This is a genomic window from Streptomyces sp. NBC_00075 (genome assembly GCF_045041225.1).
GTDB lineage: Bacteria > Actinomycetota > Actinomycetes > Streptomycetales > Streptomycetaceae > Streptomyces > Streptomyces adonidis.
In genome coordinates this window covers 9,191,045-9,210,424 of the sequence record NZ_CP108243.1, presented here as the reverse complement: position 1 = coordinate 9,210,424, position 19,380 = coordinate 9,191,045, and the positions used below count along the sequence as shown (strand labels likewise).

Here is a 19,380-nt window from a genome sequence, read left to right as displayed (position 1 = left end):
GCCCTCATTCACCCAAGCCCCCTGGTGACCGCCCTCACCCCGCGCGACCGTGAGGACATGGCCATCGCAGCCCCCGCCCTCGCCCGCCCACTCCCCCAGCCGCACCTCCTCCTCGGCCCCCTCCGCCACCTCGGCCCCAACTGGTACGCCCCCGTCATGGGCACCGCCATCGTGGGCACCGCGGGTGCCGGTCTCCCCGGCGCGGACGGCGTCCCGGGACTGCGTACCGCCTGCACGGCCGTCTGGGCCCTCTCCCTCGCCCTCCTGCTCACGCTGCTGTGCGCCCGCGCCCTGCACTGGACCCACCACCACGACCAGGCCCGCGCCCACCTCCTCGACCCGGCGACGGCACCCTTCTACGGCTGTCTCGCCATGGCCCTGACCGCTGTCGGCGGCGGCGCACTCCTCGTCGGGCGGGACTGGATCGGCCTCCCCGCCGCCCTCGCCCTGGACGCGATCCTGTTCACCACCGGCACGGTCGTCGGGCTCGTCGCCGGCGTCGCCGTCCCGTACCTGCTGGTCGTACGCGGCGGGGCCCCCAGCCCCGTATGGCTGCTGCCTGTCGTCGCGCCCATGGTGTCCGCGGCGCTCGGTCCGCTGTTCCTCCCCCATCTCCCGCCCGGGCAGTGGCAGTTGACCCTGCTCGTCGCCTGTCTCGCCATGTTCGGGCTGAGTCTGCTCGCGACCCTGGTGATGCTGCCGCTCGTCCTCGCGCGGCTCGTGTCGACGACCGCCCCGCTTCCGCTCGTCCTCACCCCGACCCTGTTCCTGGCCCTGGGCCCGCTCGGCCAGTCCACGACCGCCGCCGGCAACTTCGCCGACCTCGCCCCCGGCGTCGTCCCCGTCCCACACGGCATCGCCGCCGCCGTCGCCGTCCTCTACGGCGTCCCCGTCATGGGCTTCGCCCTGCTGTGGCTCGCGTTCGCCGGTGCGCTGGTGCTGCACGCCCGGCGCCGGGGCATGGGCTTCGCGATGACGTGGTGGGCCTTCACCTTCCCGGTGGGGACCTGTGTCACCGGCGCGGCAGGTCTCGGCCGGCACACGGGGCTCGTCGCCTTCGACGTCCTCGCCGTCGCCCTGTACGGCTTGCTCCTCACCGCATGGGCCGGCGCCTCCGTCCGTACCGTCCGGGGGCTGGTCAGCGGTGAGCTGCTCGCAGGGCCTCGCCCAGTACCCGTGGCGCCTCGGCCAGGGACGGCCCGTACCAGGTGAGATGGCGCCCGCTGACGAGCGCGCAGGGCACCCCCTCGAACGCCTCGGGCCCGTCCTCGGCCGTGAAGCGGTACGGCTCGTCCGGCAGGACGACCATGCCTGGTGCCGCGGTGGCTCTCAACTCCTCCATCGGTATGCGCGGGTAGCGTTCGGCGTGGTCCGCGTACGCGTTGTCGACTCCCAGCCGCGCCAGCACGTCTCCGGCGAAGGTGTCCCGGCCGAGCACCATCCAGGGGCGCCGCCAGATCGGCACGACAGCGGTCGTACGGCCCTCCCCGGCCGTCGGCCACCAGCGCTCCGGCGCCGACCACGCCGTCTCCGCCTCGTCCAGCCACCGGGGTCGCGCGCTCGCCCCGCACGCCGTCACCACCCGCTCCAGTTCCCGGAAGGCCTGTGGCACGTCCCGTACCTCGGTGAGGAGCACCTCGATGCCCGCCTCGCGCAGGGCGGCGAGGTCGGGTTCGCGGTTCTCCTCCTCGTTGGCGACGACCAGATCGGGGGCGAGCGCGACGATCCGCTCGACCTTGGGGTTCTTGGTGCCGCCGATACGGACCACGTCGTCGCCGAGGTCGGCCGGATGGCTGCACCAGTCCGTGACCCCGACGAGAGCGCCGGGCACCGTGACCGCGACCGCCTCCGTCAGGGACGGCACCAGCGAGATCACCCTCATGGTCATGGTCGCGTTCCCCAAGTGCTGATCAGTGGATACGAGTTGACTGCGAACGCCGGATCGTCGAGCAGCCGCAGGAATGCGTCGATGTCCACGTCCGGTACCCCGCACTCCGCCACCAGGCGGTCTCTGACCTGCCGCACATTGGCCTCGTGGAGCCGGACGCCGGCCCCACCGCCCGGCCACGCCCCGGCCCAGGTGGCCGACGCCACGTCCGTCAGACCCGCCGCGCGCAGGGCGTCGTACGTCCGAAGGCCCCAGCGGGGGTCGGCGCCGGCGCGGGTCAGGAGGTCCATCAGGGCGTCGTGGACGGTCTCGAAGAGCGTGGCCTCCTCGGGCGAGGGCGCCGACAGGACCGGCACCCAGGCGCAGTCGAACTCGTCGAGGACGAGCCGTCCGCCGGGGCGCAGGGCGCGCACCATGCGGTCGAGGGCGGCGAGCCGCTCGGGCAGGTGGATGAGGACGAGACGGGCGTGGATCAGGTCGAAGTCGCCCTCGGGAAGGTCGTCGCGCGTGATGTCGTGGCGGACGACCCGTACCGTGCTGTGCGCCTCCGTGCCGGTCAGCCAGCGGGGTTCGATGTCGGTGACGAGGACGGTGCCTTCGGGTCCCACCCGGTCGGCGAGCCAGGCGGCCACCGAGCCGCCGCCTCCGCCGACGTCGAGGCAGCGCATGCCGGGGGTGACGCCCAGGTCCGCGAGTCGCGCGAACGTCACCGGGTCGTAGCAGGTCTGGAGGGCGTCGAAACGGCCGCCCGCGTGTTCGGAGGCGTTGTCGAAGGCGTAGGCAGAGGTGCCGGACATGTCGCCAGTATCGGGGCAGGGTCTGACAACGGGGGCGGGAGTGATTCTCAAACCGCCCAAAGGTGGTCCGTGGAGGGGCATTTCAGTACCTGTACACCGGAGCGTCCGGATGCCTCAGCGGCGGCCGTCCTGCACCGCCTCGATGTGTTCGGCCACCGCCACCACGATCACCCGGGTGTCCGGCACGGTCGCCCGCCAGCGGTGCCGCACCCCGCCCGTGAGGTACAGGGTGTCGCCGCGGCCGAGCCGGTGGGCGCGGCCCTCCGCCTCGACCTCGACGGCGCCGTCGGCGACGTACATCAACTCGTCGTTGCGGTGCTGGAATTCACGGCCCGCGTCGTGGTCGCCGCTGAACTCCATGGCGTGCAGCTGCTGGTGGCCACGGACGAGGGAGCGCACCCTGGGCTCGTCGGGGGCGGGTTCGAGGGCGTCCGCGCGGACGACGTCGACACTGCACGCGGGGTCGGCCGCCGCGAGGAGTTCGACCGCGGTGGTGCGCAGGGCGTCGGCGACCTTCTCCAGGGAGCTGCGGCTCGGCCGGGCCCGCTCGTTCTCGATCTGGCTCAGGAAGGGCACCGACAGGCCGCTGCGTTCGGCCACGACGGCGAGGGTCAGCTCCAGCGCCCGGCGCCGCCGCCGGACGGCCGCGCCCACCCGAAGGGGCTGTTCTTTGTGGTCGCCCATAGCTCCGGCTCCCTCCTCGGCTCGTCGTCGCGTCCGGTTGCGTACGTCCCATCACAGCGCATCGCGCCGCGTGTTCGGTGGCTGTTCGCCAGATCGACCCCGAAGCATGCACGACGCGTTCCCTGATGAGTTCCTTGCACCCTACGCATGTTCGTCAAACCGTTTCATGCGCCCGTCACATCGGGGTCGCCCCGCGTCGGGCACGACCCTCACGGTTCGCGCCAGTGGATGCGCCGCCCCGCCCCTCCGCGCGCCGCCCCACGCGCGCGTGCGGCCGAGCTGACCAGGGGAACCGGCCGACTCGGCGGCCGGGCCAGGGGGATGGCATCGCGCTCCGTGGTTGTCCGGATCCTGCTCGTACGCGGAACAAGTCCGTCCGGCCGGAAACGCCGCGAGGGGTGGGCCTCACCGGAAAGACACCCGCACACGCGCGTGCCGTCCGGTTGGACCCACCCCTCCTGAGCGGCTCCCTCAGTTGTTCGATACCCCTTTCGCACCGCTCTTCCCCTCGGAACCGGCGGTCGGTGCCCATTTCTCGGCGAGCCCGGGGTGCGCCTTCAGCCAGGTGCGGACGGCGTCCTGCTCATCGCCCTTGCCCGCCCGCTGGATCCCCGCCTCCAGACCGGTGAGCTGTTCCTCCGTCATGGAGAAGTTCTTCAGCCAGCCGCCGACCTCGGGGTTGTCGTCGGCGAAGCCCTTCCGGGCGAGCGTGTGCACGCCGTCGCCCTCGCCCCATGCCTTCTTGGGGTCCTTGAGCTTCTTCAGGTCGTAGTCGCTGTACGCCCAGTGCGGCGACCAGAGGGTCACGGCGATGGGTTCCTTCTTGGCGTACGCGCGCTTGAGTTCGGCGAGCATGGCCGGGGTGGAGCCGTCGACGACCTCGTACTCGCCGTCGAGGCCGTACGCCTTGAGCACCTTGTCCTTGAGGAGGCCCATCATTCCGGCGCTCGGTTCGATGCCGACGATCCGGCCCTTGAACTTCGACGACTGTCCCTTGAGGTCGGCGAGCGAGTCGACGCCCTTCACGTACGAGGGGACGGACAGCTCCAGGGAGGTGGGGCCGTACCACTTGCCCAGGTCTTCGAGCTGATCGCCGTACTTCTTCCAGTACTCGGCGTGGGTGACGGGCAGCCAGGAGTCCGTCTGGAAGTCGATCTGGCCGGTGGCCAGGCCCGTGTAGAGCGGGCCGGCCGCGTACTGGGTGGTCGTGACGTCGAAGCCGCGCTCCTCCAGCAGCTCCTTCCAGAGGAACGTAGTGGCGATGCCCTCGTCCCAGGGGATGTAGCCAATGGTGACCTTCTTGCCCTGGCCCACGTCCGCGCCGGTGGCCTGTGTGTCCTGCGAGGAGGAGCCGAAGATGCCGAGGCCGCCCGCGACGAGCGCCAGGACGAGCACACCGGCCAACGCGATCGCCGGGCTGGGGCGGTGGTTCCAGGCCTTGGCGGTGCCCGCGGTACGGGCCTTCGCGGCGGCGCGGCGGCCCAACGGGGAGATCTGGGCGCCGAGTGCGCCGGTCATCCGGTCGAGGTAGATGGCGAGGACGACGATCCCGAGGCCCGCCTCGAAGCCGAGTCCGATGTCGAGCTGGCCGATGGCCTCGTTGACGGCGCCGCCCAGCCCACCGGTGCCGACCATGCCCGCGATGACGACCATGGACAGGCCGAGCATGATGACCTGGTTGACGCCCGCCATGATCGTCGGCAGCGCGAGCGGCAGCTGGACACGCAGCAGCGTGTCGCGGGGCGGGGTGCCGAACGCCTCGGCGGCCTCGACGAGTTCGGCGTCGACCTGCCGGATGCCGAGTTCGGTCATGCGTACGCCCGGGGCGAGCGCGAAGATCAGGGTCGCGACGACACCCGCCGGGACACCCATCCCGAAGAACAGGATCGCCGGGATCAGCAGCACCATCGACGGCATCGTCTGGAGCAGGTCCAGGACGGGCCGTACGACGGCGCTGACCGTCCGGGAGCGAGCCGCCCAGATGCCCAGCGGGACCGAGATCACCAGGGCGATCAGGGTGGCGACGAGCACCAGGGACAGCGTCGACATGGCCTTGTCCCACAGGGCCATCGAGTCGACGAGCGCGAATCCGGCGAACGCGAGGACGCCCGCGACCAGGCCGCGCAGCCACCAGGCGGCCACCGCGAGGATGCCGGCCAGGAGGAGCGGCTCGGGGGCGGTGAGGACCGCGTCGATACCGTCGTACAGGCCCTCCACGACCGTCTTGATCGCGTCGAAGAGCCAGGACATGTGGTCGACGAGCCAGCTGACGCCGTCGTCGACCCAGTCGCCGAGCCGGATCCTAGGCACGGGCGGTCACCTCCCCGTCGCGCGCATCGTGCGAGCCGGTACAGGGCTCGGGGTCCCCCTGTTGGTCGCCCAGGAAGCCGACGAGGCGCCGGCGCGGTACGACGCCCACCAGTTCGCGGTCCTCGGTGAGGACGGCGACCGGGTGGGGCACGCGCGCGCTGAGGGCGCACAGTGCGGTGAACGGTGTGTCGGGCGTCGCCGTCGCGCAGTCGCAGTCGGCCTCGTCGCCGTGGGTAGCCGGGTCCATGACGGCGCCCGCGGTGAGGACGCGGGAGCGGTCGACGTCCTTGGTGAAGGAGGCGACGTAGTCGTTGGCGGGGCGGACGAGGATGTCCTCGGCGGTGCCGGTCTGGACGATGCGGCCGTCACGCATGACGGCGATGCGGTCGCCCAGGCGCATGGCCTCGTTGAGGTCGTGGGTGATGAACACGATGGTCTTCTTGAGGGTCTTCTGGAGTTCCAGGAGCTGGTCCTGCATGTCCCGGCGGATCAGCGGGTCGAGCGCGCTGAACGACTCGTCCATGAGCAGCAGGTCGGCGTCGGTGGCGAGCGCCCGGGCCAGGCCCACGCGCTGCTGCATACCGCCGGACAGCTCGTCGGGCCACGAGTTCTCCCACCCGGCCAGACCGCACAGGGCGAGCGCCTCGTCGGCGCGGCGATCGCGCTCGGCGCGGGGCACGCCCTGCACGGACAGGCCGTACGCGGCGTTCTCGCGGACGCTGCGGTGCGGGAAGAGCGCGAAGTGCTGGAAGACCATGCTGATCCTGCTCGCCCGTACGGCGCGCAGTTCGCGGTCATCGAGCGCGGTCAGGTTCCGGCCCTCGAAGTTGACGTGTCCGGAGGTGGGTTCGAGCAGGCCGTTGAGCATGCGCAGCAGGGTCGACTTGCCGGAGCCGGACAGGCCCATGACGACGAAGATCTCGCCCGGTTCCACCGTGAAGGACGCATCGATGACGGCGGCCGTGATGCCGTCGTCGCGCAGTTCTTCGCGGTCGGCTCCCTGTTCGAGCCGTTTCACCGCGTCCTCGGGTCGTCTGCCGAACACCTTGTACAGATGCTCGGCCTCAAGCCTGGATGACAAGGGTGCTCCTCGGTCGTGTCTTTCCGTTACGAGGGTTGCGTGGGCAACCGGTTCTTCCTGGCCGCGCCTGCCCGTGCCCGACGTGGGCAAACGGACGAGTGGGCCAGTTCACAAGGCCTTCGCAGAGCCAACACGGACCTCGGGCACGGGTGACCCGGAGTGACTGTCAGTGGCGTACGGCATGATGCGAGGCGTGACCGGACGACTGATGCTTCTCGACACCGCCTCGCTCTATTTCCGCGCCTATTTCGGCGTCCCGGAGTCCGTGAAGGCTCCGGACGGCACGCCGGTGAACGCCGTGCGCGGGCTGCTCGAATTCATCGACCGGCTGGTCAGGGACCACCGGCCGGACCACCTCGTGGCCTGCATGGACGCGGACTGGCGTCCCCAGTGGCGGGTCGACCTGATCCCCTCGTACAAGGCCCACCGTGTCGCCGAGGAGCGTGAGGTCGGCCCGGACGAGGAGGAGGTGCCGGACACCCTGTCGCCGCAGGTGCCGATCATCGAGGCGGTGCTGGACGCGGTCGGGATCGCGCGCGTGGGCGTCGCGGGGTACGAGGCCGACGATGTGATCGGCACGTTCACCGCCCGCGCCGACGGCCCCGTGGACATCGTCACCGGGGACCGGGACCTGTATCAGCTGGTCGACGACGCGCGCGGGAGGCGGGTTCTGTATCCGCTCAAGGGCGTGGGCACCCTCCAGCTGACCGACGAGGCGTGGCTGCGCGAGAAGTACGGCGTGGACGGGCGGGGGTACGCGGATCTGGCGCTGCTGCGCGGCGACCCGAGCGACGGGCTGCCGGGCGTACCCGGCATCGGCGAGAAGACGGCCGCGAAGCTGCTGGCCGAGTTCGGCGACCTGGCCGGGATCATGGCCGCGGTCGACGACCCGAAGGCGAAACTGACGCCGTCGCAGCGGAAACGGCTCGACGAGTCACGCCCGTACGTCGAGGTCGCGCCCAAGGTCGTGCTGGTCGCGGGCGATGTTCCGCTGCCGGACGTCAACACGGCGGTGCCGCGTACTCCTCGCGACCCCGAGATGCTCGACGCGCTCGCGGCCCGCTGGGGACTTGGCGGGTCATTGGAGAGATTGCTCACGACACTGGGAAGCTGAGGTACCGCTTCCCCCGGAGCGAGGCACGATGTACTCGTGCCCCACCATCAGGCACGACACCCTCGCCCGGGGAGAACGACATCCTCACCCCAGAGAACATCACTCTCTTTTTGAGGCGTCTTTACGCAACAAAACACCTCGGGTGACAGGGATTTCCAAGGGGGAGATGCTAACTTAGGTAAGCCTAAGCAAAGGGAACAGGGAGGCCGTCATGGCAGAGCGCCCGGAACGCAGGGCTCCGAAGACCCACTCCGCGCAGGTCGTCCGCACCGAGCGACTGACTCCACATATGCAACGCGTGGTCCTGGGCGGCGACGGACTCGCCGAGTTCACGGCCGGCAGCCGCACCGACCACTACGTGAAACTGCTGTTCCCGGCCGAGGGCGTCACCTATCCGGAACCCTTCGACATGCAGCGCGTCCGTGCGGAGTTCCCGCGCGAGCAGTGGCCGGTGACCCGCACCTACACGGTGCGCGCCTGGGACCCCGAACTGCGCGAGCTGACCCTCGACTTCGTCCTGCACGGCGACGAAGGCCTGGCCGGCCCCTGGGCGATGCGCGTCCAGCCGGGCGAGACGGTCTCCTTCGGCGGCCCCGGCGGCGCGTACGGCCCCGACCCGGACGCCGACTGGCATCTGCTCGTCGGGGACGAGAGCGCGCTGCCCGCGATCGCCTGCGCCCTGGAGACACTGCCCGACGGCGCCAAGGCGTACGCCTTCGTGGAGGTCGCCGGCCCCGAGGAGGAGCAGAAGATCGACTCCGACGTGGAGGTCCACTGGCTGCACCGCGGCGAACGCCCCTTGGGCCAGGCCCTGGTGGAGGCCGTACGCGCCCTGGAGTTCCCCGCGGGCCGGGTGCACGCGTTCGTGCACGGCGAGGCGGCCTTCGTGAAGGAGCTGCGCGGGCTGCTGCGCGTGGAGCGCGGGATCCCGCGCGAGGACCTCTCGATCTCGGGCTACTGGCGCCTCGGCCACAACGAGGACGGCTGGCAGGCGTCGAAGCGGGAGTGGAACGCGCAGGTGGAGGCGGAGCAGGAGGCCGCGGAACCGGCGGCTTCCTGAGCTTCGGTGCGCTTTCGGGGCCCGTGAGAACCCGGGCCCACGAGAACCCGGGCCCCGTCGGTCCGGGTTCCGCATTCGTATATCCACAGTCGGGACGGTCGGACGGCTCCCGCCGGACTGGTCGCGCAGCCTCGAACTCCCCGCCCCCATCGCCCAGTTGATGGCCCGGTCGACGATCCGGTCGGCGGGTGGAGATCGGCTGCGCACCCCAGTGCGATGCCTCCGGCCACGCCCTCACCATGGCTACGCCGTGTCCTGAAGACACCGGGCGGAAACGACCCCCGAGTCAGTACCATGCCGCCGAGCCTCATCAAGCTGCCCAGTCGCCCCATCGCCCAGTTGCCCGATTGCCCGCTCTCCGCCGGCACGTGAGGACTTGGGCCCCGCCTCGATACGGCCGCGACATCCCTGCGAAACAGCGCCTCCCTAATTTCTGTCACCCGACAGGAATTCCGCGCCGAAGGCAGGTCCCGCCGTGACGACCACCGCTGACCCCGACGTACGCCCCGACCCGCCGGAGCCGTCCGCCGACGGCTCCCTCGCCGAGTTCGGCTACCGCCAGGAACTGCACCGCAGCCTCGGCCGGTACGCCTCGTTCGCGGCCGGGTTCTCCTTCATCTCCGTTCTGACGACCGTCTTCCAGTTCTTCGCCTTCGGGTACGCGTTCGGCGGCCCCGTCTTCTTCTGGGCCTGGCCGGCCGTGCTGATCGGCCAGTTGCTGGTCGCCGCGTGCTTCGCGGAACTGGCCGCGCAGTATCCGATCTCCGGCGCGATCTACCAGTGGTCGTCCCGGCTCTCCAACCTCACCTTCGGCTGGTTCGCCGGCTGGATCATGGTGATCGGGCAGATCGTGGTGGTCGCGGCGGCGGCGCTCGCGCTCCAGGTCGTCCTGCCCGCGATCTGGTCCGGCTTCCAGCTGGTCGGCGACGACCCGGCCCCGACCTCGGCGAGCGGCGCGGCCAACGCGGCGATCCTCGGCGTGCTCCTCCTGGTTCTGACGACGTTCGTGAACGTCATCGACAACCGCGTGATGTCGCTGATCAACCGGGTCGGCGTGACCGCGGAGATCATCGGCGCGGTCCTGATCATCGTGCTGCTGCTGACCCACTCCGAGCGCACTCCGGGCATCACCTTCCACACCGGAACGGCCCTGGAGTCGGGCCTGTTCGGGGCGCTGCTGGTGGGCTCGTTCACGGCGGCGTACGTGATGATCGGGTTCGACAGCGCGGGTGAGATGAGCGAGGAGACGCACCATCCCCGGCGTACCGCGCCCCGCACGATCCTCACCGCGCTCGCCTCGGCGGGCCTGCTGGGCGGCCTGATCATCCTCGCCGGCCTGCTCGCCGCCCCGAGCCTCACCGACGGCCGGCTCGGCGTCGAGGGCCTGAGCTACGTCCTGACGAGCAGCCTCGGCGACGGGGTGGGGCGTGCCCTGCTGGTCGACGTGGTGGTGGCGATCGCGGTGGCGACCCTCGCGATCCAGACGTCGGCGTGCCGGATGCTGTTCTCGATGGCCCGCGACGGCCAGCTCCCCTTCTCGGCCCGCCTCGCCAAGGTCAACCCGCGCACGGGCATGCCGAGCGCCCCGGCCCTGGTCGTCGGCGTCCTGGCGGCGGCCCTGCTCCTCCTCAACTTCGCGTCCCCGGAGGCCTTCCTGGCCATCGGCACGACATGCATCGTGATGCTGTACCTGGCGTACGCGATGGTGACGGGCCCCCTGCTCCTACGCCGCGTGAAGGGCACCTTCACCACGACAGGCACCGACGAAACGGGCAAGCCCCTCTTCTCCCTGGGCCGCTGGGGCATCCCCGTCAACGTGCTCGCCCTCCTCTACGGCCTGTTCATGACCGTCAACCTGGCCTGGCCGCGGGCGGCGGTGTATGACCCGGCGGGCGGGCATTGGTACTTCCAGTGGTTCACCGCCATTTTTCTACTGACCACGCTGCTGCTCGGCCTTCTGTACCAGGTTGTGAAGGGACAACGGGGCCACGCCGCTTCGGACGGGTCACCAGAGGCAGTGTCCACACAATCCGTCTGACGGGCCCTGTGGTCGTTCACGGCGGTCGCCGCCGGCTCGCCCAGTGCGGCCTCGGCGGCGGCCGCACTGGTGCCCACGGCGGTGGGCCAAGAATGCTTGCGCTTCCTTGCGCATGCGATGCGCTGCCAGACGCGCCACGCCAGGTTCTGACGACCGTCTTCTTGTCCCGGCGCAGCGGGACAACGCCGAATCGTCCGACCAGTGGCTTCCTGCGGTCGAGGTCTCCATGGCTCGTTGCAGCCGGGCGAGCCGGAAGACATCGCCGACGAGCACGTGCGGCATGCCGAGTTCCCTGCTAAGGGATGGGCTTGGAGACCTGTACGGCAGGCGCGTGCGTCGCGGTGCGAGGTGTTGCCCGCATACGTAGCTCGCGGGGCCTCAGTACCGCGGCTATGGCAGTCCGGACCTGCTGATCAGACAGGTGTTCCAGGCGCCATCGGGCAGTGATGGTGGCGAGGGCGAGGATGGCCTGGGTCATGGCGAAGTCGTCGCCGATGCACTTGCGGGCGCCTGCGGCGAAGGGGATGAGGGCATGTCGGGGCGGTTGGGAGCGTTCTCGGTCCCACCGGTCGGGGTCGAAGACTTCAGGCTGGTCGTAGAGATCGGGCCTGTGATGTATGAGGTAGGGGCTGTAGGCAACGCTGGTCCCGGCGGGCAGCAGGTACCCGCCCAGGCGGGTGTCGGCAGTGACCGTACGCGTGAGTAGCCAGGCCGGTGAACAGTACCGGAGCGTTTCGGTGATGACGCGTGCGGTCAGTGTGAGGCGGGGCACGTCGGCATGGGTGGCGGGCGCGCCGCCCAGGACGGTGTCAACCTCTGTGTGGAGCCGCTGCTCGATCTCGGGATGCCGAGCGAGCAGGTGCAGCGCCCAAGCCAGGACGCTGGCTGTGGTTTCCGTCCCGGCCAGGAAGAAGATGAGGATCGTGTCGCTGATTTCTGCGTCGGTCATGCCACGGTCGCCGTCTTCGGGATCGCACGCCGCGATCAGGGCCGAGAGCAGGTCGCCGTAGTCGGCGCCCTCGGCACGGCGCTGAGCGATGATCTGGTCGCAGGTGTCGCGCAGGCGGGTACGAGCGCTCAGGTATGCGCGGTTGCCTCGGGTCGGAAGCCGGTCCAGCGGAGGTATCAGGAGCATGCGTTGGTAGAGGCCGTCGAAGACAGTGGTTACGTCGTCGAGGAGTTGACCGAGCCGGGCTGGGGGCAGCGTGTTGGAGAACAGCGTGGCGGTCGTGACCTTGCAGGTGATCGTCATCGTCTCGGCGGGAACGTCGATGATCTGCCCCTCACGCCAGGACCGGGTCACCTGGTCGATGCATGAGGACATGGCCTGGGCGTAACCAGGGAGTCGGCCAGGGTGAAAAGCCGGCTGGGCCAGTCGCCGCAGTCGACGATGCGAGCTGTACGGGCAACTGGCGAGATCGTCGCCCATTACTTCCCGTACGCGATCGAAAAACGGACCGCCCTTGTCGAAGACACGGTCGTCAAGCAAGGCTTGACGAGTGAGCTCGGGATCGCAGATCACTACCACGGGGAGAGGACCCACGCGAATACGGACCAGTTCTCCGCAGGCGGGTAGTGAGTTGAGGAACGCCAGTGGGTCACGTAGCAGCGGCACCAGATGGCCAGCCACCGGAAGGGCGCTAGGGGCTGCGGGGATCGAACGCAATTCCTTCATCATCACTCCGAGGCTGCCGATAGGGGACAGGTCGCCGCGTTTCCTGTTCTGTTCACTCCTCTGATCGGCACGGAACGCTGATGCCATTGGCCCATTGGCCAGACGCTGATACGGGCTGAGGCCGGAGTGCTCGACAGTGCCGGTGGTGACACCACAGAAGGCACGGCGCAGCCGCAGTCCGTGATCGGCGAGGAGACGGAAGGTGCTGGACACCTACTTGTGCCGCTTACGCCGCGCCGGCGATGAGGGATGAGGTCCGGGGCGTGACCGGAGCGGCACCACAGGCAGAAAGGGCAGTGATCGCGACTTCCGGAACCTGGGCGGTCCTTCACCGAGGACCGCTTCCACCGCAGCCCGCGCTTCCAGGGGCCGCTGCACGGTCTGGATGGCGCGTACTGAACCAGCGCAGACACTGTGGGGGCAGCCAGCAACACGTGTTTGCCGATCGTGTACTTGACAACCCTGAGGCAGGCACGCTCGACCACGCCCCAGGCTCGGGTCCCGATGCCCGCCCACGGCGCACACCTTGGTCATCAGAATCTCCCGAATCTCGGCTGCCAGTTCGACAAGCCACTCCGCAGAGCGCACCTTCACTCCGACTGGAGCGCACAACGCCGAAAGCGCCTGCCCCTCAGTGGGTCCCTGGTCCACGAGCATCACCCCACGCGCCCGCCCACAGGAAAACTCCGCTCCAAGGCCGCATGCATGACCTGGACAGGTTCTGTCCACTGTGCCAGCCACGAACCCATGAGCGGGAGGCGCACACATCCACGCACCGATGCGTAACGACTACGACGTGCGCCCCCCAAGAAAACTGCGCCTTGTACGTCCTCCCGCGGGACGCTCGTGTCGGCACATCGCGCCCTTCTGTACGCCCCTCCGAAACGCCACTGCGCCCTTGCTCTCATCGTCGGGAGATCAGAAATCTCGGCAGCTCTCCTGGACTGGCAACCTCAGCCAATGAGGCAACGCAGCAAGACACTACGTTTGCCGACAGCGGCCATGAGTTCGGGGTGGTCCAGGGCGCGTATCTGGTTGTGATCAATCTGCGGGGCTCGCCTGTGGCGTGATCTGGCAGATCGTCACACATGACGCGGGCGCAACTGACTGATGAGGCGGTTTCGGACCGGCGGGCAGTGGCGGGAAATGCCGCGGGAGTTCGGTATCTGGTTCACCACCCACAACCGGTTCCGGCAGTAGAGAGACGCCAGAGTCTTCGAGGCTCTGTTGGAGGGCCTGATGGCCGAGGGCGCGAAGCGGGGTGAGGTGGACTTGTCACTGGTCAGCGTGGACTCCACCGCCCGCGCCCACGGGCGATCCGCCGGAAGTGATCTCGTCCGGGACGGGTGGCGCCGCCTCCGGGGCCGACACCGACTCCGGTTGAAGGCCGCTCTGCTCGGACGCTCGCGGGGTGGGCCGACCAGCAAGGTCCACCTCGCCGCCGACCGTAAATGCGCCCGCTCGCGCTCGTCTTGACCGCCGGGCAGGTCGCCGACAACCCGCAGTTCATCCCCGACTCAACAAGGTGAGGGTCCGTCAGCCGGTCGGCCGTCCCCGCACCTGACCGGATGCGGTCGCCGGAGACAAGGCGTACTCGCCCCCGAAAACCGCGCCTACCTGCGTAAATGCCAGATCAAGGCAGTCATCCCGGAGAAGAAGGACCAGGCTGCCCACTGGAAGAAGAAGGGCGGTAAGGGCGGCCGACCTGTCGGCCACGACCCCGGCCCCTAAAGGCGAGGAACACCCTTGAGCGCCTGGCCAACTGTCTGAAAGCCTGGCACGGCATGGCCACCCGCTACGACAAGACCCCCGAGAGCTGCCTCGCCCGGTCCGCGCCTCCATGATGGATCAAGGACCTCACGAGAACTGCCCTGTGATCACGATCTGATACGCACCCCGCGGGGCTCACGGTGCCGGTCGGTGCCGCGCGTCGTAAGGCATGTCGTGTGCCCCCATGCGCCCTGCCTGCTACGGGCGGCCGGGCTATGTAATGGGCGCCGAGGTGACAGAGGGCCGCATTCAAGCCGAAACACTGCGGGGCAGCGGGAGCATACGGGGCCGAGAGGGTGCCTACAGACGTCGACCTGCTGAGGAGGCGGAAATGGCCACATCTGCCGGCAAGGACAACGGGCGGGAGGAAGGCCCCGGTGGCCTGATGGGAGGAGGAGTCCAGGCTCTTCATCCGGTCACCGACGGATACCGGAACACCGGCGCGGGGCGCTATGCGCTGTGGTGGGGCACGGTGCTGCACGGCAACACCTCCCAGGCCCTGATCACGGCGATCGGCAACCTGTACGCCGACATGAACGGCGTCGAGGCGGGCGAGCGCGGCTCGACGGACTTCCCACAGCGCGTCGCGCGGATCCTCCGGATGTGCGATGCCGAGCACGTCGCTGGGGATGGGGGACGCTGTTTTGACGAGGGGGTCACAGCGGGTCGGTGCCGTCATGGGTACGAGTACCCGGTGTCCCACGTGGAGGAATACGACATGCTCGGCGCGGTGATGCACCGGGCGAGCGCGATGCCGGACGAAGACCTGTCCGCCTACGTGCGGGAACTGCGGGACAAACTCGACGAGCCCTTCTCGGCCGTTGTGAGCAAGGACTACATGACCGGCCTGGACATGAACGGCCAGACGGCTATGGATGCTGCGGCGCATTTTGACAGGACTGGGCCGGACGCACCACCGGCCGTGGTGAAGCTGTGCGCGCCGGACGGGGCAATGGAGTACGGCGGTCTGCCCGCGGCGGAGGTCGAGTGGGTGGAGACCTTCCTCGACACGGTCCACACGGTCGTCCCTGCCGGTCAGGACATGTTGGGGGACGAGGCGCTGTTCGCCAGAGGCGTGGCCCTGTGGGGGGCGAAGAGCTGGGCACACGCGCTACGGGACGGCAACCACCTGGACGGGGCCAGGTATCTGGCACTGCGGTCCTTCGATGGACAGCAGTGGCTGGCAGCCGCCGTCATCAGCCGATCCCAGCAGCTGACACTCTCCCTGACGGACTACTGCGCGGTCGTCCTGGCCGCGGGGCTGGTGCACGACTACTGGGGGACCAAGCGCGCACGCTCCTTCAACGGGCACAAGGACTTCACCCGGTTCGAAGGCGCATGGCACCAGGGCAGGCTGCACTACCTCCTGACGTGCTTGTGCAGCTACATGCAGCAGATGGGGGACGACCGGCATGTGGTGCTCAGCCAGATGATCCTCGGACACCTGTACGGAGCCCTGGTGATCCCGAACTACCAGGTCCGCATCGAGATGAACTCACACGGGGCCATGGTGGACGACGAGCACGCCACCAGCCTGTTCCGGCGCGTGGCATGCCTGCTGCACATCCCGCGGGACGTGGTGGCACGGATCAGCACCTCGAAAGCAGCCCGCTGGGCGGACGCGGGAGCGGAGGTGACCTTGCTGTGCCAGCCCCAACTGTGGCCCTGCACCAGCAGTCAGCTGGGAATCTGGACGCACTACGGCTATCTGCCGGCCCTGCGGATGTCGCGCGAGTTCTGCGCCGCACTGTCGGGCTTCGTCTGCTGCCTGATCAACTGCGAGATCGAAAGCAAGCCCGACGCCGAGGCCCGCTACAGGGACATCAGCTTCGAGCAGTACCTGTCCACCCGCCAACTCGCGGGCCGGACCATGGGCGGCCACTACACCGTCCGCGAAGCCGAGCACGCCATCGCCGCGGGATGGAAGGTGCGTTCCAGCAGGACTCACGAACTGGGCGTCACCTCCCGGCAGGACCTGAGCGCCGACGACATCGACAACGTCTGCGGGCTGCGGTGGATCGACGGGCTGTGGGAGCCGCAGGTGTCGATCGGCCAGACCGCGGGACTGAGCAGGATAGACACCGTCCGCGGCAGGCTCGGACAGATGGAGATGTTCGAGGCCGCCTGGACGGACCGGCGACGGCAGGAAGACAGCGGGATGTTCATCCCCCTGGACAACCTGCTCAGCGATACCGGGCAGGTCGACAAGATGCGAGTGGCGTGGGCGAACATCGCGAAAGTCGTCTACCACGAGGACAGCCCGGCGCACAGGAATCTGAACTACATCTGGGCACTGCAATACCTCGGATGGGCGGGAGCCAGAATGACGTGACGGCTCCTTCGACACCTCGTAGACGACGAAGGCGCCTCAAGCCACCACGCTGCTGAGGTAGGCACGCTCAGTTCCTATCGAGGGTCGCAGGGGGGCGCAACGCCTTCCGGAAGCACCCCCTTGTCCCCCGCCTGTCAGTGCGCCCCCGTAGGCTTGATCGCAATGAGACGCCGTACCCAACCACCACCCTCTCCCCTGTCTCAACGCGACGGGGTGGATCCCGTGCGGGTGCGGTTGCCGGATGAAGTTGCGTTTGCGACCGTGCGGGACCATCTGGTGGCACGCCTCTCGGCCGGGGCCGAGGTGATCGACGGGATGCTGGACGCGGGAAAGATCGTGGATGCCGCCGGGTGTCCGGTGCCCCGGGACATGGCGTACATGCCGGGGATGTTCTTGTGGTTCCACCGGGAGCTGCCCAACGAGGAGCGGGTGCCGTTCGCGGTCGGCGTCCTCCACAGGGACAGCCACATAGTCGTGGCGGACAAGCCTCATTTCCTGGCCACGACACCACGTGGCAGTCATGTCGCCGAGACGGCCCTGGCTCAGCTGCGGCGACAGCTGGGCGTACCGACGCTGAGCCCGGCGCACCGGCTGGACCGTCTGACCGCCGGGCTGGTGTTGTTCGTCGTGCAGCCCGAGGAGCGCGGCGCGTACCAGTCGCTGTTCCGCGACAGGCGGGTGGCGAAGGAGTACGAGGCGGTGGCCCCGTACGATCCCACACTGGTCCTGCCTCGAACCGTGCGCAGCCGGATCGTCAAAGAGCGCGGGGTCCTGGCCGCCCGTGAGGTCGAGGGTGAGCCCAACGCCGAAAGCCGGGTCGAGTTGCTTGAGCACCGGAACAAGCGTGCCCGGTACCGGTTGACACCGAGTACCGGGAAGACACACCAACTGCGGGTGCACATGAGCGCGTTGGGGGTGCCGATCCTCGGCGATCCCCTCTATCCGGTGGTGACCGGCCCCGTGGTGGCTGGTGACTTCCGGCGTCCGCTCCAGTTGCTGGCGCGGACGCTGGAGTTCACCGATCCGATCACGGGGCGCGAGCATCGGTTCGTCAGCACGCGTACGCTGCGGGCCTGGTCGTCATACGACGATTGGGCCGGCTAGCCCTCAGTGCCCGGTCGGTTCAGTCCCCGCGCCACCAGCGCATGAGGCGCCGGAACACGCCGAGCCGACGGGCTGCTTCGGGCGTCGGCGTCGGAACGGTGGCCGGAGCGGCGGGCTCCGGAGCCGGCGTCTGCGGCTGTGGCGTGCTGGCCTGCCAGTTGCTGGGACGCTGCGACGGCACCGGGTGCACCGTAACGTCCTGCTGGGGCCTGGGCCGGAATTTCACCGGCAGTTCCACCAGATGCCGGTTCGAGATGGACGCCTGCCAGCTCAGCTCGTCCTCCTCGCAGGCAAGTTCGATGTCGGGAAGGCGGGTCAGCAGCGCGTCGACGCCCACATCGGCGATGGCGCGGCCGATGTCCTGCCCCGGACACTCGTGGGGACCGCCGCTGAAGGCGAGGTGGGATCGGTTGCCTTGCATGTTGGCCTTGGTGTCGGGACGAACGCGCGGGTCGACATTGCCAGGCGCCATGCCCAGGATGAGGCCGTCACCCTTGCGAATGCGCTGGCCGCCCAGCTCGGTCTCCTGCTTGGCGAAGTAGCCCAGGATGGTGCTGAACGGCGGCTCGTCCCACAGGGATTGCTCGACCGCCTGGGGCACCGTCATCTGACCGCCGTTGAGCCGGGCGCGGAACCCCGGGTCAGTAAGCACCACCCGCAACACGTTGGCGAGGAGGTTGGCGGTGCTCTCGTACGCCACGATCAGGACGACGCGCAGATGCTGGCCGACCTCCTCATCGGTCAGCCGCGCCGGGTGGTTGATGAGGTGGCTGGTGAAATCGTCCTTCGGTGCAGCCCGGCGGCGGGCGGTGAGCCGCATCAGGACGTCCATGATGTACGCGTTGCTGGCGATGGCGGTCTCGGTGCCCTTGGGCAGGTCGCGGGCGGCCTGCACGATCCGGTCGTTGTATTCGTCGGGCATGCCGAGGATCTCGCACATCACCATCATCGGCAGGTGCTCGGCGAACTGGCTGACCAGGTCGGCTCTGCCCTCCTTGCAGAACTGGTTGACAAGGTGCTGGGTCGCGCGGTTGATGTGGCGGCGGATGCCCCGGTGGTCGATGGTCGACATGGCGCCGGTGACCGCGCCGCGCAGCCGCAGGTGCTCGTCGCCCTCGGCGTGGCAGCACATGGGCTGCCAGGTGAGGTGCGGACTGAGCGGGTGATCGGACTTGATGGTGCCGTCCTGCATGGCGGTCCACAACCGGGGGTCACGGGAGTACTGCGAGGGGGTGCGCAACATATGCATGTTCTCGGTGTGGCCGAGCACCACCCAGATCGGCACGTCCTCGTGGAGCAACACGGGTGCCACCGCCCCGTGCTCGGCCCGTAGTTTCTCGTACACGGCTCCCAGGTCCTCGGCCTCTGGGCCGTACAGGCGGCGCAGTCCGCCAGGGCCGATGCCCATGCCGTGGGCGGGGCAGCCGGGGGGTGGGCTGAGGGCGGTGTCGTCCGTGTCGGTCAGGGAGTGGGGGTCAGGCGTCACGATGATCGCTCCGAAACTGAGGTGGATCCGAGGTCAGAAGA

13 protein-coding genes and 1 pseudogene are annotated in these 19,380 nt (G+C 69.1%); 7 read left to right on the top strand and 7 right to left on the bottom strand.

What is annotated here, in order from left to right:
* Positions 1-57 precede the first annotated feature (57 nt).
* The gene (locus OG787_RS40305) at positions 58-1,212 is read left to right on the top strand and encodes a TDT family transporter (protein WP_405538576.1); all 1,155 of its coding nucleotides are present in this window, start codon (positions 58-60) and stop codon (positions 1,210-1,212) included.
* Here the strand turns inward: OG787_RS40305 and OG787_RS40300 are convergent.
* The 5 genes from OG787_RS40300 to OG787_RS40280 form a co-directional block, all read right to left on the bottom strand.
* Positions 1,139-1,882 (bottom strand): helical backbone metal receptor, encoded by a 744-nt coding sequence (locus OG787_RS40300; protein ID WP_405540719.1) that lies wholly within the window; start codon positions 1,880-1,882, stop codon positions 1,139-1,141. The two genes, OG787_RS40305 and OG787_RS40300, sit on opposite strands and share 74 nt — an antisense overlap.
* A gap of 2 nt (positions 1,883-1,884) precedes the next feature.
* Entirely contained in the window at positions 1,885-2,685 is an 801-nt protein-coding gene (locus OG787_RS40295; protein ID WP_405538574.1) for a class I SAM-dependent methyltransferase, read from the bottom strand.
* Between the two features lie 114 nt (positions 2,686-2,799).
* Complete coding sequence (locus OG787_RS40290) at positions 2,800-3,369, bottom strand: helix-turn-helix domain-containing protein (RefSeq protein WP_369035829.1); 570 nt, start codon at positions 3,367-3,369, stop codon at positions 2,800-2,802.
* Positions 3,370-3,840: 471 nt separating this feature from the next.
* Entirely contained in the window at positions 3,841-5,679 is a 1,839-nt protein-coding gene (locus OG787_RS40285) for an ABC transporter permease/substrate binding protein (RefSeq protein ID WP_369035830.1), read from the bottom strand.
* Positions 5,672-6,760 (bottom strand): glycine betaine/L-proline ABC transporter ATP-binding protein, encoded by a 1,089-nt coding sequence (locus OG787_RS40280; RefSeq protein WP_369035831.1) that lies wholly within the window; start codon positions 6,758-6,760, stop codon positions 5,672-5,674. Before OG787_RS40280 ends, OG787_RS40285 begins: the two co-directional genes overlap by 8 nt.
* Positions 6,761-6,941: 181 nt before the next feature.
* Here OG787_RS40280 and OG787_RS40275 point away from each other — a divergent pair, with 181 nt between their 5' ends.
* From OG787_RS40275 to OG787_RS40265, 3 genes are all read left to right on the top strand, one after another.
* A complete protein-coding gene (locus tag OG787_RS40275) occupies positions 6,942-7,874 on the top strand; it encodes a 5'-3' exonuclease H3TH domain-containing protein (protein WP_405538571.1) in 933 nt (310 codons plus the stop codon).
* Positions 7,875-8,085: 211 nt separating this feature from the next.
* Entirely contained in the window at positions 8,086-8,934 is an 849-nt protein-coding gene (locus OG787_RS40270; RefSeq protein WP_405538570.1) for a siderophore-interacting protein, read from the top strand.
* Between the two features lie 475 nt (positions 8,935-9,409).
* Positions 9,410-10,972: an amino acid permease gene (locus OG787_RS40265; protein ID WP_405538569.1), complete on the top strand. Its 1,563-nt coding sequence runs from the start codon at positions 9,410-9,412 to the stop codon at positions 10,970-10,972.
* A gap of 295 nt (positions 10,973-11,267) precedes the next feature.
* Here OG787_RS40265 and OG787_RS40260 read toward each other — a convergent pair whose 3' ends face one another.
* Positions 11,268-12,860 carry a cytochrome P450 gene (locus OG787_RS40260; protein WP_369035835.1) on the bottom strand — a complete coding sequence of 531 codons (1,593 nt, stop codon included), beginning with the start codon at positions 12,858-12,860 and terminating at the stop codon, positions 11,268-11,270.
* 903 nt (positions 12,861-13,763) lie between these two features.
* On the opposite strand from OG787_RS40260, the pseudogene OG787_RS40255 reads away from it, so the two are divergent.
* The 3 genes and pseudogenes from OG787_RS40255 to OG787_RS40245 form a co-directional block, all read left to right on the top strand.
* Positions 13,764-14,491: pseudogene (locus tag OG787_RS40255) on the top strand (IS5 family transposase); the annotation flags it as partial.
* 257 nt (positions 14,492-14,748) lie between these two features.
* A complete protein-coding gene (locus tag OG787_RS40250) occupies positions 14,749-16,749 on the top strand; it encodes a hypothetical protein (protein WP_405538568.1) in 2,001 nt (666 codons plus the stop codon).
* 162 nt (positions 16,750-16,911) lie between these two features.
* Entirely contained in the window at positions 16,912-17,853 is a 942-nt protein-coding gene (locus OG787_RS40245; RefSeq protein WP_405538567.1) for an RluA family pseudouridine synthase, read from the top strand.
* A 19-nt stretch (positions 17,854-17,872) separates the two neighbouring features.
* Here the strand turns inward: OG787_RS40245 and OG787_RS40240 are convergent, their stop codons facing one another.
* Positions 17,873-19,339, bottom strand: a complete 1,467-nt coding sequence (locus tag OG787_RS40240; protein WP_369035838.1) for a cytochrome P450 — start codon at positions 19,337-19,339, stop codon at positions 17,873-17,875.
* Positions 19,340-19,380 lie beyond the last annotated feature (41 nt).

What these genes read in the sequence shown, in the direction of transcription:
- OG787_RS40290 (WP_369035829.1), bottom strand. Translation starts at nt 3,369, where the DNA reads ATGGGCGACCACAAAGAACAGCCCCTTCGGGTGGGCGCGGCCGTCCGG.
- OG787_RS40300 (WP_405540719.1), bottom strand. Translation starts at nt 1,882, where the DNA reads ATGAGGGTGATCTCGCTGGTGCCGTCCCTGACGGAGGCGGTCGCGGTC.
- OG787_RS40275 (WP_405538571.1), top strand. Translation starts at nt 6,942, where the DNA reads ATGATGCGAGGCGTGACCGGACGACTGATGCTTCTCGACACCGCCTCG.
- OG787_RS40305 (WP_405538576.1), top strand. Translation starts at nt 58, where the DNA reads ATGGCCATCGCAGCCCCCGCCCTCGCCCGCCCACTCCCCCAGCCGCAC.
- OG787_RS40250 (WP_405538568.1), top strand. Translation starts at nt 14,749, where the DNA reads ATGGCCACATCTGCCGGCAAGGACAACGGGCGGGAGGAAGGCCCCGGT.
- OG787_RS40245 (WP_405538567.1), top strand. Translation starts at nt 16,912, where the DNA reads ATGAGACGCCGTACCCAACCACCACCCTCTCCCCTGTCTCAACGCGAC.
- OG787_RS40295 (WP_405538574.1), bottom strand. Translation starts at nt 2,685, where the DNA reads ATGTCCGGCACCTCTGCCTACGCCTTCGACAACGCCTCCGAACACGCG.
- OG787_RS40270 (WP_405538570.1), top strand. Translation starts at nt 8,086, where the DNA reads ATGGCAGAGCGCCCGGAACGCAGGGCTCCGAAGACCCACTCCGCGCAG.